Genomic DNA, 13,234 nt, shown 5'->3' on the forward strand with positions numbered 1-13,234 from the left:
TACACGCATGTCGCAGATCACCTTCAACTACCCCGCGATGCTGGCCCACGCCGGTGAGATGAACACCTATGCCGGTGTGCTGACCGCCCTGGGCGCGGACCTGGCCGCCCAGCAGGCCTCCCTGCAGGCCGTCTGGCACGGTGATACCTCCATGAGCCAGGCCGCCTGGCAGGCCCAATGGAACACCGCCATGGAAGAACTCATCCGCTCCTACCGCGCCATGGGCTCCACCCACGAAACCAACACCCTGTCCATGAACGCCCGCGACATGGCCGAAGGAGCCAAGTGGGGCGCATAGCCACTCCGGGTGCTCTTATCAAATCTGTTGTGAATAAGTAATTTAGGAGGAAACGAATATGTCCGAGCAGATCTTCGCCATCAGTGGCATGCACTGCAACTCGTGTGTGATGGGCGTGACGGAGGCGCTGACGGCGCTGGAACCGGTGCGTGAGGTTTCGGTAGACCTGGACCCCAAGGGTGCCTCGACGGTGCGTGTGCTGACCGACAGCATGCTGTCTGTCGAAGAAGTACATGACACGCTGGTGCGTGCCGGAGGCGATTTCGCCGTCGCCGCCGGATAGTCCAACTGGCGCAGACGAGCCCGAATCGCCGATACCTCAGCCGAATTCAACAACGGTATGAGGTGCGCGCCACCGGTCAAGGCCGGGGATCGCGTACAGCAATGGAGGGGCCCATCGCAGTATCTTGCCGCGTCCAGCCGGCATCCGTAGTTCATGAACGCTGCGGATGCCGGGGATGGCGCGTAGCTCGCCGTACTGGTTCGCGGTGAACGAGAACGGCATTGGCGGCACAACGTAATTTTCGCTGAGCCGCATGCCGCGCTGTGAATGTGTGCTCAGAAACTTGGGCACGGAGTCAAACACCAGAGTGCCGCCGGGAAAGCGCTGCGCACAAGCAGATATCAGGTCGAACACCTGATCGCGCTCCAGGTACTGAAACAGACCCTCGGCAGTGATCAGCACCCCCTCGGAGTCGTCTACCCGATCCATCCAGGAGTAATCCAGAGCGGATTGCGCGCAGTAATGCAACCGGTCCGATCGGGGGAGTAGCTGCTGCCGTAGCCGCACGATGGGCTCGAGGTCGACGGACAGCCACGTCAGCTCGCCGTTGTCGACACGCCAGAAGCTTGTCTGCAGCCCCTCGGCCAATGCCACCACGGTGGCACGCGGACGGCGATCCAGGTAATTCCGGGTGGCCTTGTCGAATATCAAGGCACGCAAGGCCGTCGCCTGGTGGGTGCGGCCGAAGTGCGCGAAGTCGTAGTCGACGCTGGCGCGCAGCGCGACGGCCACCGGGTCATCGATGATGCCGTTCGGTCGTGCCGCCTCAGTTGCCCGCTGATGCAAGGTCAGCAGTGCTGTCTCGGATACGCCGTCGAGGTGGCGAACATCGATGACTGACATGAGCCCGACTGTACGGGACGGCAACACCAGGTGGGAATTCATGGCGCACAACGAGAAATGTGATTCCGGACGCTGATTCTGATTACCCGGGAACTTTTTGATGACCAGACCGACTACTCCCACGGAGACGTGAAAAAGTTTGCGTCCATTCGGCAGGGAGGCGGCGCGTGACGGCACCGATATGGATGGCGGAGCCTCCGGAGGTGCATTCGGCGTTGTTGAGTGCCGGTCCCGGCCCGGGTGCTGTGCTGGCCGCTGCCGCACAGTGGCAGGAGATGGGAAGCAACTATGCCAGCACCGCCGTGGAGCTGGCTCAGGTGCTGGCCGGGGTGCAGGCGAGTAGTTGGCAGGGCCCAAGTGCCGCCGAGTACGTGACGGCCCATCTGCCCTATCTGGCCTGGCTGGAACAGGCCGCCGCCGAGAGCAGTGTCATTGCTACCCAACATGAAACAACCGCAGCTGCCTATGGAAGCGCACTCGCGGCCATGCCCACGCTCGCTGAGCTGGCCGCCAACCACGTCACGCATGGGGTCCTCGTCGGTACGAATTTCTTTGGGATCAACACCATTCCCATCGCGCTCAACGAGGCCGACTATGTCCGCATGTGGGTGCAGGCAGCTGCGACCATGAGTGCCTATCAGGCGACCGCAGAGGCCACGACATCGGCGATCCCGCCGACCCAGCAGGCCCCCTCGATACTCAGTCCCGGGGGTGAGGCCAGTAGTGACCAATCGAATCCTCCCCTGGGTTCGCCGGAGCAGATCATGCAGATGCTGCAGGGCTTTCAGCAGTGGTTCGAGAAGATGGGATTCAATCCGGCGACGTCAGCGATACTCGCCGTGATCATGCTGTTTCTCTATGACCTGCTGTGGTACCCGTACTACGCGTCGTACCTGTTGCCCTTCCTCATTCCGGCGCTGAGCGGGCTGAGCGGCCTGGCTGCGCTGATGCATCTGCGGCCGGAGCCCGCGCCGGTATCCGCGCCGGTGGCGCCGGTGGAGAACCGGCCCGTGCCCCGCTCTCTTTCACACTCACACGCCGGCGCGAATCTTGCTGCGGTGCCGATCTCCATCTCGTCCGTCGTACCGTCGGGAGGTTCCTCGGCGCCCGCGCCCGCACCCAGCGCACCCGCGCAGGCGGGATCGGCGGCGCCCGCGCCATCAGCGGGAATCAGCTATGCGATACCGGGTTTGGTGCCGCCGGCAGTGAGCTTCGGCCCCAGGAGCACGGACAAATCCTCCGAGCCCGCTGTCGACACCGTTGATGCCGCCGCCGCGTTGAGCGCTGCGGTGGTGGCGCAGGCCCGGCGCAGATCGCGTGCCAAGAACAAGGCCAGGGCGGGCGGTCGGCGTCACGAGTACTTAGAAGAAACCAGCAAGATGGATCTAGCGCCCACCGCTGAGGTTCCGCAGCATGTCGCGACCAGCCGGGGCGCAGGTTCTCTCGGGTTCGCGGGCACTGCCTCGGCCAGAGCCGACGCCCGGGCGGCCGGAACGGTCAGGCTTTCTTCCGATGACAGCAGGCAGGTTGTTCCCATGCTGCCGAGCACCTGGGAGGCCGAGAGAGCTGACGAGTCTTAGGTCAACTACCTGCGTATATAAGTAAATCTTAGAAGCTGCTCCCGGATTGGCCTCTACTCGGGGTCCTCTTCGCGCCGAACAATCGAAGACAGCACCGCAAGCAACAGCGACGGTGTTCTTGGATTTCGCAGAGAAGGGCGCAACGGTGAGCGAGTACCGATGGACAGTGATCGGAGCAGGACCCGCAGGAATTGCGGCAGTGGGAAAGCTCATTGATCACGGGGTGGAGCCGGCATCAATCGCCTGGATCGATCCGGAGTTCGCAGTAGGCGACCTGGGTGCCAAATGGCGTGCGGTGCCGAGCAATACGTCGGTGAAGCTGTTCATCAACTACCTCACGGGTGCGGAGTCCTTCCGATTCGCCCACGCACCGCATTTCGCACTGAACGATCTGGCGCCCATGGACACCTGCCGGCTCGGTGAGGTCGCGGACCCGCTGGTGTGGGTCACCGGGCAGCTGTGCGGGCAGGTGAGTGCCTTGCGCACCAGTGCGACAGGGCTGTCGTTGCACGGCGGCCGGTGGACGGTACAGACCGAACTGGGCGAGATCGCCTCGAAGAACGTGATTTTGGCCATCGGGTCCACTCCCAAGACGCTCGATTACCCATGGCTGAATGAGATTCCGATCGAGGTGGCGCTGGATCCGGCGAAGCTGGCCGAGCAGCCGTTGGAGGGCGCTACCGTTGCCGTGTTCGGCTCATCGCACTCCAGCATGATCGCGCTGCCGAACTTGTTGGCGGGTCCGGCTGCCAAGGTCATCAACTTCTACCGTGGGCCGCTGCGCTATGCGGTGGACATGGGTGACTGGACACTGTTTGACGACACCGGGCTCAAGGGCGAGGCCGCACGCTGGGCTCGCGAGAACATCGACGGTGTGCTGCCGGACCGGCTGCAACGGTGCCTCGTCGACAGCCCCGAATTCCCGGAGCTGCTGCAGAGTTGCGACTACGCGGTGTACACGGTCGGATTCAGTCCCCGATCCATTCCCGCCGCACCGCAGTGGGGGCGCCTGGAATGTAATGCGGCCAACGGAATTATCGCACCTGGCCTGTTCGGTATTGGAATTGCGTTCCCGGAGTACCGAATTGACCCGATGGGATTCGGCGAGTACCGGGTGGGGCTGCAGAAATTCATGGACCGCCTCAACAAGACTCTGCCGCTGTGGCTGAAGTACGGCTCGTGATCACCGACGAGATCGCGGGCACCGAGCCCGACTACCGATTCACGCTCGCCAATGAACGGACCTACTTGGCCTGGGTGCGCACGTCGCTGGCATTGATCGCCAGCGGCGTCGCGCTCATGCAGTTCGTGCCGGAGTTCGGAATCCCGGGCGCCCGGCATGTGGCGAGCATTGCTCTGGTGGTGACGGGCGGTCTGCTGGCCATGGCGGCCGCGCGAAGGCGCCGCCGGGTGCAGGAGGCCATGCGCCGGGATCTGGCGCTGCCACCGAGTCACATGCCGACCTTCCTCAGTGTGCTGCTGTTGGGGATGGTGGTGCTGTTGGTGGCGCTGCTGCTCAAGGGCTGAGGCACGGGGAGACCCTTGCGAGGCCGTCCGTGAAGACCGCTAAGCTGTTGCACGTTCGATTGCCTCCTTAGCTCAGTGGTAGAGCACCGCTCTTGTAAAGCGAAGGTCGTCAGTTCAATCCTGACAGGGGGCTCAACGCAATCTCGGCATGTCGGTGCCGTCACGTAGTTTCAGCCCATGAGGCGGTGCCTTGGTTGTGACGCACTGCTTTCCAGGCGAAGCCAGAAGATCTATTGCGGCAACGCTTGTCAGGCGTCAGCCCGTCGCGATGCGAGTACCAGACTGTGGCTCGAGTCCGGCGATGCCCGGGTGCGCAGCGAGCAGGGCCACTTCATCCGGCTCTTTCTCGCAGATGCTCAATCGGGCCGCTGCGCGATCTGTAGTGGAGCGAGCATCTGGCAGGACTCTCCACTCGTCCTCGTCCTGGACCATATCGACGGAAATCCGGCCAACAATTTGTCGCGACAACCTGCGTCTCGTCTGCCCTAACTGCGACTCACAACTGCCGACCTACAAGAGCCGCAACCGCGGCAATGGCCGCAGTTCCCGTCGGCGCCGCTACGCCGACGGGAAGTCGTATTAGCGCAGGCCGCTATGCCTCCCCGTCGATGACCCGTTCGGACCGCACCGGCCGCGGTGAACTCGACGGCCGCGAAGGACGCCGGCGCGGCAGGAATCCGCCCAGCGGACTCATCACCGAACTCAGGGCCGAGACGGTATCGGTCAGCAGCTCGACGGTAGGGGTCAGCGCGTCGATGCTCGGTGCGGCCTTGGTCAGTACCTCGGATAGATTGGCCAGCTGCTGCAGGGGGCCGTCGGTGGCAGTGAACTTGTCCAGCACGCCCTCTTCCCGCATCAACCTTTCCAGGATTCCGTCCTGGGCAAGCAGCTGGTCGACCAGACCGCCGGGGGCCAGGGCGCGGTCCAGCGCGCCATCCTGTGAAGTCAGTCGATCTACCGGTCCATCCTTAGCGAACAAACGGTCCAGGACGCCACCGGGTTCGGTGAGACGGTCAGCAAGCCCGCCGGGTGCCATGACGCGCTCCACCGGTCCGCCCGGTCGCAGCGCCCGGCCCAGCGGTTTGTCCTCTTCCATGAGTTCGGCGACCTTCATCGCGGAGTGCAGGGGGCTTTTGCGCCCGGCCATCCCCATCAGGGATTCAACGGTGCCCACCAGGCCCGCCCCGGCCGTGTCTGTCCGCCCCTCGTGTGGCTGTCCGTCGGGCAGTTCGGCGAGGATCTGGCGTCCGGTATCGATGGCCTTGGATGCCACGGCCAGGCCGGTGTCGGCAACGGCCAGCGAAATCTTGAGAGGCGCGGTGATCAGCGACACCAGCTTCATGGCATAACTCTAGGGCGACTTCACGCGGTTGGCTGACAATCTCCTGTGAAGAACTCACAGGAAGCTCACAGCGAAGATCCAGCACACTGAAATTTTCAGGGGGAAGATTGTGTACGGTGAGCATCACGACAGAGACACATCAAGGAACTTTCTCCGCTAACGGCACCACTCCCGCCAAGGTGCTGGTGGTCGACGATGAATCGAACATCGTCGAGCTGCTCTCGGTCAGTCTCAAATTCCAGGGTTTCGATGTCTATACCGCCGATAGCGGTGCTGCCGCGCTGGATTTGGCCCGCACGGTTCGCCCGGATGCGGTGATTCTCGACGTGATGATGCCGGGGATGGACGGTTTCGGTGTGCTGCGCCGGCTGCGGGCCGATGGCATCGATGCGCCGACGTTGTTCCTTACGGCACGTGATGGCTTGCAGGACAAGATCGCGGGCTTGACGCTCGGCGCCGACGACTATGTGACCAAACCCTTCAGCCTGGAAGAGGTGGTTGCACGGCTGCGGGTGATCCTGCGTCGATCGGGCATGGGTTCCGAGCCCGCTCGTAAGTCGCGGCTCAGCTTCGCCGATATCGAACTCGACGAGGACACCCACGAGGTGTGGAAGGCCGGTGAGCCGGTCGCGCTCTCGCCCACCGAGTTCACGCTGCTGCGCTATTTCATGATCAACGCGGGCACGGTGCTCAGTAAGCCCAAGATCCTCGACCATGTGTGGCGGTATGACTTTGGTGGCGACGTGAACGTTGTCGAGTCCTATGTCTCATATCTGCGCCGCAAGATCGACAACGGTGAGAAGCGTTTGTTACATACGCTTCGTGGTGTGGGATACGTATTACGCGAGCCGCGATGAGTGCCTGCGCGAAGAGCAGTAGGCGCCGCTAGTGGCAGTTCCCGGCGTTCGTCGGGGTGTACCGCTGCGGGTGAGCCTTGTGGTCGGAACTCTGGTTCTGGTCGCGCTGGGGCTGGTGGCATCCGGTATCGCGGTGACCACCACCATGCAGCGCACCATGATGAACCGCGCCGATCGTGAGCTGATCGACGCCGCGAACGGGTGGGCCAATAGGCCGCCACCCCCGCCGCCGGCCTTCGAGACCACTCGTCATCGGCCCCCCTCGCTGTTCTTCATCCGCACCACCGATGATCGCGGGCGGGTGGTCATCATGCTCAACGACCGCGCCCGTGCCGATCCGGACCTGCCGCCCGATAACGATGTGGGCGGCCGGCCGGTGACGGTGCGATCGTCGGACGGTGGCACCGAATGGCGTGCGGTGTCCCGGCATGACGCGATGGGTGGCTACACGACGGTCGCGCGCGATATCACCGATGTCCGTACTACGGTCCGGGATCTGCTGTGGTTGCAAGTGGCGATCGGTATCGCTGTGCTGACTGTGCTTGGCGTGGCGGGATATTGGTTGGTGCACCGGAGTCTGCGGCCACTGGGCGAGGTGGAAGCGACAGCGGCCGATATTGCCGCGGGTCATCTCGATCGCCGAGTGCCCGAACGTGATCCGCGTACCGAGGTGGGCCGATTGTCGTTGGCGCTCAATGGAATGCTCGCGCAGATTCAGCGTGCGGTGGCCGATTCGGAGAAGTCCGCCAAGGCGGCCCGCACCTCCGAGGAACGCATGCGCCGCTTCATTACCGATGCCAGCCATGAACTGCGCACCCCCTTGACCACCATCCGGGGCTATGCCGAGTTGTACCGGCAGGGTGCGGCGACCGACACCGAACTGGTGCTGGGGCGCATCGAAGGGGAATCAACCCGTATGGGACAGCTCGTAGAGGATCTACTGCTGCTCGCCCGGCTGGATGCGCATCGGCCCATGGAACAGCGGCTGGTCGATCTGCTGGTGCTGGCCACCGACGCCGTTCACGATGCGAAGGCCACTGCGCCCGAACGCGATGTCGAGCTGGAGGTCTTCGACGGCCCGGGCACCCCGGAGGTCATCGGCGACGAACTCCGATTGCGGCAAGTACTCGGCAATTTGGTCAGTAACGCGCTGGGACACACCACCGCGGCCGTGCGGGTCCGGGTCGGCACCGAAGGAGACGATGCCGTCCTGGAGGTGATCGACGGCGGACCGGGTATGACGAAGACCGACGCCGAGCGGGTCTTCGAACGGTTCTATCGCGCGGATTCTTCACGCACCCGCAGCAGCGGCGGCACCGGGCTGGGGCTCTCGATCGTCGATGCGCTGACCGCCGCGCACGGTGGCACGGTCACGGTGCACACCGCCCCCGGGCAAGGCTGCCGATTCGAGGTACGACTACCGCGTGCCGATATGACCGATGACGACGCCGATGAGCCCGACATCAACGAATCGGAGGAGCGCGGCTCCTCCGATTCGGAGCCAAAGATTGTGCGGGTTAGTCGATCTGAGCCAGCGCAGCCTTGATCTTGGCCTGCGCCTCATCGAGAGACTCGGCAGAGGCGTTGGGGTCGGCGTTATCGAAGCTGAAATCGGTCAGCTGGTACCCCGGGAATACGTGCACGTGCAGGTGCGGTACTTCCATGCCCGCGATGATGTACCCGGCGCGCGGGGCGTCGAAGGCCTTGCGGATGGCGCGGCCGATGCGCTGCGCCACCACGTTCACCTTCGCGAAGAGCGCAGCGTCGATGTCCTGCCACTGGTCGATCTCGGCGCGCGGCACCACCAGGGTATGGCCCTGACTGATGGGGGCGATGGTCAGAAACGCGACGACGTCGTCGTCCTCGTAGACGAACCGACCGGGCAGCTCTCCGTTGATGATCTTCGTGAACACACTCGACATGCCAACAGGTTAGTGGCCCGCGGGGGTGGCACCGGCGGCAGACAGCTCACGGGGTTCCGGCTCGGGCGTGCCGCGGTGCCCGGCCGTGTGAGCGGATGCGGGGCGTGCGGTCATCCCGATGAGACAGCCGGAGATAACCACCACCGCTCCGACAAGTTCGAGGGCGGTTGGTTGTTCTCCCAAGGCAAGCCATGATGCGGTGATACCCACGACCGGTGCCAGCAGCGAGAACGGCGCCACCCGGCTGGCCGGGTACCGGCCCATCAGATACGTCCACAGACCCAGGCCGACGATGGTGGCCAGCACCACGATGTAGACGAGGCCACCCACCGCGATCAGCCCGTTGTGCGTCCCGATGGAGGTCAGCGCCTTCCATCCGGCATCCGGCCCCTCGATGAACGCGGACAGGGTGAACAGTGGGATCGGCGGCACCACTGACATCCACAGGGTGAGTCTCAGCGGTGTGCGCGGATCGGTGTTGTGTTGCATGGCCTTTCGGCTCGCGATGTTGCCAAAGGCCCAACCCAGGGCGCCGATCAGCGTCAAGATCACCGGCACCACGGCTGCCGACGCGCCGTGTATCGCGCGGTCGGCTGCGATGAGTGCCATGCCGGCGACAGCCAGTGAGATTCCGGCGACCTGCAGGCCCGACATCCGTTCGCCGAGCAGCAACACACCGAGGATCGCGGTGAAGGGCGCGGAGGCCTGCAGGACCAGGGAGGCCAGGCCTGTCGGCATTCCGTTGGCCATGGCCAGGAACAGGAAGGCGAACTGCACTGTGCCGAACCCCAGCCCGTATAGCAGGAGCCATCGCACCGGCACCCGCGGCCAGGGTACGAAGAGGATCACCGGCAGTGCCAGCACGGCGAACCGCAGTCCGGCGAAGAACAACGGCGGGAAGTGATTCAGTCCGACGTGAATGGCCAGGAAATTCAGTCCCCACAGCACTGCGACGGTCAATCCGAGAAGACGGTGCCGGGTTGTCATGGCGTTGATCCTGCGTAGTGGATCGATTCAGCACAATCTAATTAATGTGCACTATTCATGTAGTTTTACTTCATGGATGTGCGCCGCCTGCGGATTCTGCGCGAATTTGCCGATCGCGGCACCGTTGGCGAGGTGGCGGACGCGATGCGTCTCACGCCCTCGGCGGTTTCACAGCAGCTGAAGGTGCTCGCGCGCGAGGCAGGCGTGGCCCTGCTGCGGCAAGACGGCCGGGGTATCGCGCTTACCGAGGCGGGCCGTGCGCTGGTGCTACGTGCTGACGAGGTGATCGCCGCCGTCGACCGTGCGGCCGAGGAGATGGTGACGTACCGCGAGGGCACGCAGCCAGTGGTGCGGGTGGCGTCGTTCCCGTCCGGTGCGGGCCTGCTGCTGCCCAGGGTGGTGGCAGCGGTACACGGTGCGGTGGACGTGCGCCCGAGCGATGAGGACGTCACCTACAGCGAGGCGCCCGGACTGCTCACCGAATACGACGTCGTCATCACACACCGCGACGAGCGGGCCGCGGCCATGCAGTCGCCCCGGGTGTGGTCGACGACGTTGCTGCGTGAGCCCATCGATCTGCTGGTGCACCGGGATCACCCGTTGGCGACACGTGACTCGGTGACACCGGCCGAGCTTGCCGATGAGACATGGATCAGTGTCCCGGAAGGTTTCCCGGTTGACGACGTGCTGGTCTCGCTGGGGGTTTCCACCGGAATCCGCCCGCGAGTCCGGTTTCGGTTCAAGGATTTTCAGATCGTCGAGGACATGGTGGCCCATGGGCATGGGGTCGCGCTGATGCCGCGATACGTGAGCAGGAGCCCGCGGGTGGCCAGGGTGGTCATCCGCGAGGTGCGCGCCGCGCGGCTCTATGAGGTGCTGGCCCGGCCCGGCGCGCAGCACCGTCCGGCCATCGCAGCGACCATTCGGGGGCTGCGGGACGCGGCGGCGGTTTTGGAATCCCGGTAGGCGTTACGCGGAGTGCTCGGCGATGTGCTCGAGGACCAGCGCCGAGGTCTCAGCGGGCCGCTCTTCGGCGATCCAATGGGATACCCCTTCGAAGATCTCGAAGCGATAGGGCGCGTCGACATACTTGGGGGTGGCGTCGGCAGCCGCGCGAGTGACGGCCGAATCCTCATCGCTCCAGATGAACAGGGTGGGCACCCGGGAAGACCGCGCCGGCGACCGCAGCGAATAACGCATTGCCCGATACCAATTCACTGTTGCGGTGGTGGCGCCGGGTTCGCTGAACAGTTCACGTATGCGCTCGGCCAGCCGGTCGGAGACCTTCATCCACGACTTGCCGAATTTCTTGAACGACTCCTTCTCGTTGAAGCTGAAGAGCCATTCGGGAAGTCGGGGGATTTGGAACAGCAGCATGTACCAGGAATGCAGAATCTGGCCACGCAGCATCGCGTCCTGGAATGCGCGTGGGTGCGGGACCGACAGTACGGACAAGGTGCGCACCCGGTCGCTGTGGTTTCCGGCGAGCTGCCAGGCCACCGCCGCGCCCCAGTCATGTGCCAGCACATGGAATGTGGAGACTTCGGCCTGATCGGCGAGCGCGATGATGTCGCCTTCGAGCTTGTCCAGGGCGTAATTTCGGGCGCCGACGGGGCGGGCGCCGGGGGAGTAGCCCCGCTGATTGGGAGCCAACACCCGGAACCCGGCCTCGGTCAGCGTGGGGATGACCTCTTCCCACATGGTCGCGCGTTCGGGAAAACCATGCAGCGCAACGATGACCGGGCCATCGAGCGGACCCTCATCGATGACGTCGAAGGTCAGTCCGTCATTGGTGAAGGTGGTTAGCCTGCTCATCGGACGGCGAGCTTTTCACCGGCTTTCAGGTACCGGCCGGTTTGCAGGTCGTGCCCGTATCCCTCGATGAATTCGCCGAGGCGGAACACGACCTTGCCGCTGACCGCGGTCGCCACCACGGTCTCATCGTTGCGGTTCACCATGCGCGAGAGGTTATCGAAGAACGGTGCCTGCGCCTCGTTGTAGGCGTCGACGGCGCCGTCGAGCTTCTCCGGATCCACGATGACGAAATCGGCACGGTCGCCCTCGCGCAGGTAGCCCGCATCCAGGCCGAACCACGTCGCCAGCTCTCCGGTGAGGCGATGCACCGCTTGCCCCAGGGGCAGAATGGTCTTTCCGGCCTTCTGCGCGTCATTCATGCGCTTGAGGAAGCGCAGCGAGAAGTTGTAGAACGCCATGTTGCGCAGGTGCGCACCGGCATCGGAGAAGCCCATCTGGAAGTTGGGGTCCTTGGCCATCTCATCGAGCACCTTGGGGCGGTGGTTTCCGACGGTAGTGGTCCAGCGGACGTTCTTCTCGCCGTTCTCGACCAGGACGTCGAGGAAGGCGTCCAGCGGCTGAATACCGCGTTCGTCACCGATCTGGCCGAAGGTCTTGCCGACCAGCGAGACGTCGGGGCATTCGACGATGACGGCGTCGTAGAAGTCCTTGTGCCACAGGCCAGGCTTGTGACGTTTGATGGCGAACTCGCGCCGGAACTTGCGACGGTATCCCTCGTCGGCCATCAACTTGTTGCGCTCCAGCTGCTCGCGGATGTGCAGGGCGGCGGTGCCGGCGCCGAACTCCTCGAACACCGGCAGGTCGATACCGTCGGAGTACAGCGTGAACGGCAGCGGCATGTGCTGGAACTTCACATTGGATTTGAAGATCCTGTTGCCGATCCGGGCGGCGGCGCTGAAGAACACATTGGCGCCCTTGATGCTCTTGGAGTCGGCTGCCACCAGCAGGCTCACCGGAACGGCCTTGCGGCGCTTGAAGAAACGGGTTCCCGTGGACAGGAAGAACAACACCGCGGTGAGCGGGTTGTTGATGTTGGGTGCGCTCTGCAGCACCCGGTCCCGCTTGCGCAGCACGTTGATCAGGCGCCAGCGCTCATGCCACCACGCGTACGTGGACGGCAGGGCGCGTGAGCGGTAGCGGTCACCGTCCAGTTTGTCGATGGGGGCATCCATGCCGGACATGCCCAGCAGCCCGGCGTCGAGCGCCTTGTCGAGCATGTCGGCCATGCGGTCGAGTTCCTTGCGGGTGGGGAAGGACCAGTTGTTGGTGGCCCGGCCCAATCCCATGACGGAAGCCCGCAGATCTGAATGCCCAAGGAAGGACGTCACATTCGGCCCGAGCGGCAGCGCATCGATCTTCTTGACGTAGCTCTCCGGATCGGTCCAGTCCTGGAACTCGTTGAGGGCGCCGATCACGTGCTTGCGCGGCACCGCCTCCACCCGGCTGAAGAGGTCGGCGGCATCCTCGGGCTTGGCGTAGACCGTGGACATGGAGCAGCAGCCCAGCACGATGGTGGTGACGCCGTGCCGCACCGACTCGTCCAGTCCGGGGTTGAGCAGCACCTCGGCGTCGTAGTGGGTGTGGATGTCGATGAACCCGGGTAGCACCCACTTGCCGCCGGCGTCGATCACCTCGGGGCAATCGGTCTCGTCGAGCGCGGTGGTGGAGACGGTGGCTACCCGCCCCTCTTTGATGCCGAGATTGGCCTTACGTGGCTCGGAGTTGGTTCCGTCGAACCAGAGGCCGTCACGAATGATGAGGTCGAACATGGGGGCTGCCC

At 64.2% G+C, this 13,234-nt stretch carries 14 protein-coding genes, 1 tRNA gene and 1 pseudogene; 10 read left to right on the plus strand and 6 right to left on the minus strand.

Translation table 11 applies throughout. The features are described 5' to 3' along the window. The first annotated feature begins 7 nt into the window (after window positions 1-7). Together ABG82_RS03975 and ABG82_RS03980 are read left to right on the plus strand one after the other, a co-directional pair. Window positions 8-298, plus strand: a complete 291-nt coding sequence (locus ABG82_RS03975; RefSeq protein ID WP_043080603.1) for a WXG100 family type VII secretion target — start codon at window positions 8-10, stop codon at window positions 296-298. Between the two features lie 58 nt (window positions 299-356). Further along, on the plus strand, window positions 357-581 hold the full coding sequence (locus ABG82_RS03980; RefSeq protein ID WP_043079970.1) for a heavy-metal-associated domain-containing protein: 225 nt from the start codon (window positions 357-359) through the stop codon (window positions 579-581). A gap of 36 nt (window positions 582-617) precedes the next feature. Here ABG82_RS03980 and ABG82_RS03985 read toward each other — a convergent pair whose 3' ends face one another. After that, window positions 618-1,424: a class I SAM-dependent methyltransferase gene (locus tag ABG82_RS03985; RefSeq protein ID WP_043079982.1), complete on the minus strand. Its 807-nt coding sequence runs from the start codon at window positions 1,422-1,424 to the stop codon at window positions 618-620. 167 nt (window positions 1,425-1,591) lie between these two features. Between ABG82_RS03985 and ABG82_RS03990 the strand changes: the two genes are divergently transcribed. From ABG82_RS03990 to ABG82_RS27480, 5 genes and pseudogenes are all read left to right on the plus strand, one after another. Continuing rightward, complete coding sequence (locus ABG82_RS03990; RefSeq protein WP_078343928.1) at window positions 1,592-3,004, plus strand: PPE domain-containing protein; 1,413 nt, start codon at window positions 1,592-1,594, stop codon at window positions 3,002-3,004. A 145-nt stretch (window positions 3,005-3,149) separates the two neighbouring features. Next, a complete protein-coding gene (locus tag ABG82_RS03995; protein ID WP_043079981.1) occupies window positions 3,150-4,187 on the plus strand; it encodes an NAD(P)/FAD-dependent oxidoreductase in 1,038 nt (345 codons plus the stop codon). Next, window positions 4,184-4,531 carry a YidH family protein gene (locus tag ABG82_RS04000; protein WP_043079968.1) on the plus strand — a complete coding sequence of 116 codons (348 nt, stop codon included), beginning with the start codon at window positions 4,184-4,186 and terminating at the stop codon, window positions 4,529-4,531. Before ABG82_RS03995 ends, ABG82_RS04000 begins: the two co-directional genes overlap by 4 nt. 61 nt (window positions 4,532-4,592) lie before the next feature. Next, window positions 4,593-4,664 (plus strand) — tRNA-Thr (locus ABG82_RS04005). A gap of 44 nt (window positions 4,665-4,708) precedes the next feature. Beyond that, window positions 4,709-5,114 (plus strand): annotated as a pseudogene (locus tag ABG82_RS27480) (HNH endonuclease). A gap of 9 nt (window positions 5,115-5,123) precedes the next feature. On the opposite strand, the gene ABG82_RS04010 reads toward ABG82_RS27480, so the two are convergent. Continuing rightward, complete coding sequence (locus ABG82_RS04010) at window positions 5,124-5,873, minus strand: hypothetical protein (protein WP_043079967.1); 750 nt, start codon at window positions 5,871-5,873, stop codon at window positions 5,124-5,126. 116 nt (window positions 5,874-5,989) lie between these two features. Between ABG82_RS04010 and ABG82_RS04015 the strand changes: the two genes are divergently transcribed. Together ABG82_RS04015 and ABG82_RS04020 are read left to right on the plus strand one after the other, a co-directional pair. Further along, complete coding sequence (locus tag ABG82_RS04015) at window positions 5,990-6,730, plus strand: response regulator transcription factor (RefSeq protein ID WP_109475921.1); 741 nt, start codon at window positions 5,990-5,992, stop codon at window positions 6,728-6,730. Between the two features lie 31 nt (window positions 6,731-6,761). After that, window positions 6,762-8,276: a sensor histidine kinase gene (locus ABG82_RS04020; protein ID WP_174544327.1), complete on the plus strand. Its 1,515-nt coding sequence runs from the start codon at window positions 6,762-6,764 to the stop codon at window positions 8,274-8,276. Here the strand turns inward: ABG82_RS04020 and ABG82_RS04025 are convergent. Both ABG82_RS04025 and ABG82_RS04030 read right to left on the minus strand, forming a co-directional pair. Beyond that, window positions 8,248-8,652 carry an HIT family protein gene (locus tag ABG82_RS04025; RefSeq protein ID WP_043079965.1) on the minus strand — a complete coding sequence of 135 codons (405 nt, stop codon included), beginning with the start codon at window positions 8,650-8,652 and terminating at the stop codon, window positions 8,248-8,250. The genes ABG82_RS04020 and ABG82_RS04025 overlap by 29 nt on opposite strands. 9 nt (window positions 8,653-8,661) lie before the next feature. Continuing rightward, a complete protein-coding gene (locus ABG82_RS04030) occupies window positions 8,662-9,639 on the minus strand; it encodes an EamA family transporter (protein ID WP_043079964.1) in 978 nt (325 codons plus the stop codon). 72 nt (window positions 9,640-9,711) lie between these two features. Here ABG82_RS04030 and ABG82_RS04035 point away from each other — a divergent pair, with 72 nt between their 5' ends. Then, the gene (locus ABG82_RS04035; RefSeq protein WP_043079963.1) at window positions 9,712-10,605 is read left to right on the plus strand and encodes a LysR family transcriptional regulator; all 894 of its coding nucleotides are present in this window, start codon (window positions 9,712-9,714) and stop codon (window positions 10,603-10,605) included. 3 nt (window positions 10,606-10,608) lie between these two features. Here ABG82_RS04035 and ABG82_RS04040 read toward each other — a convergent pair whose 3' ends face one another. Next, window positions 10,609-11,454: an alpha/beta fold hydrolase gene (locus ABG82_RS04040; RefSeq protein ID WP_043079962.1), complete on the minus strand. Its 846-nt coding sequence runs from the start codon at window positions 11,452-11,454 to the stop codon at window positions 10,609-10,611. Then, the gene (locus ABG82_RS04045; RefSeq protein ID WP_043079961.1) at window positions 11,451-13,223 is read right to left on the minus strand and encodes an N-acyl-D-amino-acid deacylase family protein; all 1,773 of its coding nucleotides are present in this window, start codon (window positions 13,221-13,223) and stop codon (window positions 11,451-11,453) included. Before ABG82_RS04045 ends, ABG82_RS04040 begins: the two co-directional genes overlap by 4 nt. Between the last annotated feature and the right edge of the window lie 11 nt (window positions 13,224-13,234).

The organism is Mycobacteroides immunogenum (genome assembly GCF_001605725.1).
Classification (GTDB): domain Bacteria; phylum Actinomycetota; class Actinomycetes; order Mycobacteriales; family Mycobacteriaceae; genus Mycobacterium; species Mycobacterium immunogenum.

Coding starts and splice junctions, on each gene's coding strand:
- ABG82_RS03985 (WP_043079982.1), bottom strand. CDS start 1,424: ATGTCAGTCATCGATGTTCGCCACCTCGACGGCGTATCCGAGACAGCA.
- ABG82_RS04035 (WP_043079963.1), top strand. CDS start 9,712: ATGGATGTGCGCCGCCTGCGGATTCTGCGCGAATTTGCCGATCGCGGC.
- ABG82_RS04040 (WP_043079962.1), bottom strand. CDS start 11,454: ATGAGCAGGCTAACCACCTTCACCAATGACGGACTGACCTTCGACGTC.
- ABG82_RS04025 (WP_043079965.1), bottom strand. CDS start 8,652: ATGTCGAGTGTGTTCACGAAGATCATCAACGGAGAGCTGCCCGGTCGG.
- ABG82_RS04010 (WP_043079967.1), bottom strand. CDS start 5,873: ATGAAGCTGGTGTCGCTGATCACCGCGCCTCTCAAGATTTCGCTGGCC.
- ABG82_RS04045 (WP_043079961.1), bottom strand. CDS start 13,223: ATGTTCGACCTCATCATTCGTGACGGCCTCTGGTTCGACGGAACCAAC.
- ABG82_RS03975 (WP_043080603.1), top strand. CDS start 8: ATGTCGCAGATCACCTTCAACTACCCCGCGATGCTGGCCCACGCCGGT.
- ABG82_RS04030 (WP_043079964.1), bottom strand. CDS start 9,639: ATGACAACCCGGCACCGTCTTCTCGGATTGACCGTCGCAGTGCTGTGG.
- ABG82_RS03980 (WP_043079970.1), top strand. CDS start 357: ATGTCCGAGCAGATCTTCGCCATCAGTGGCATGCACTGCAACTCGTGT.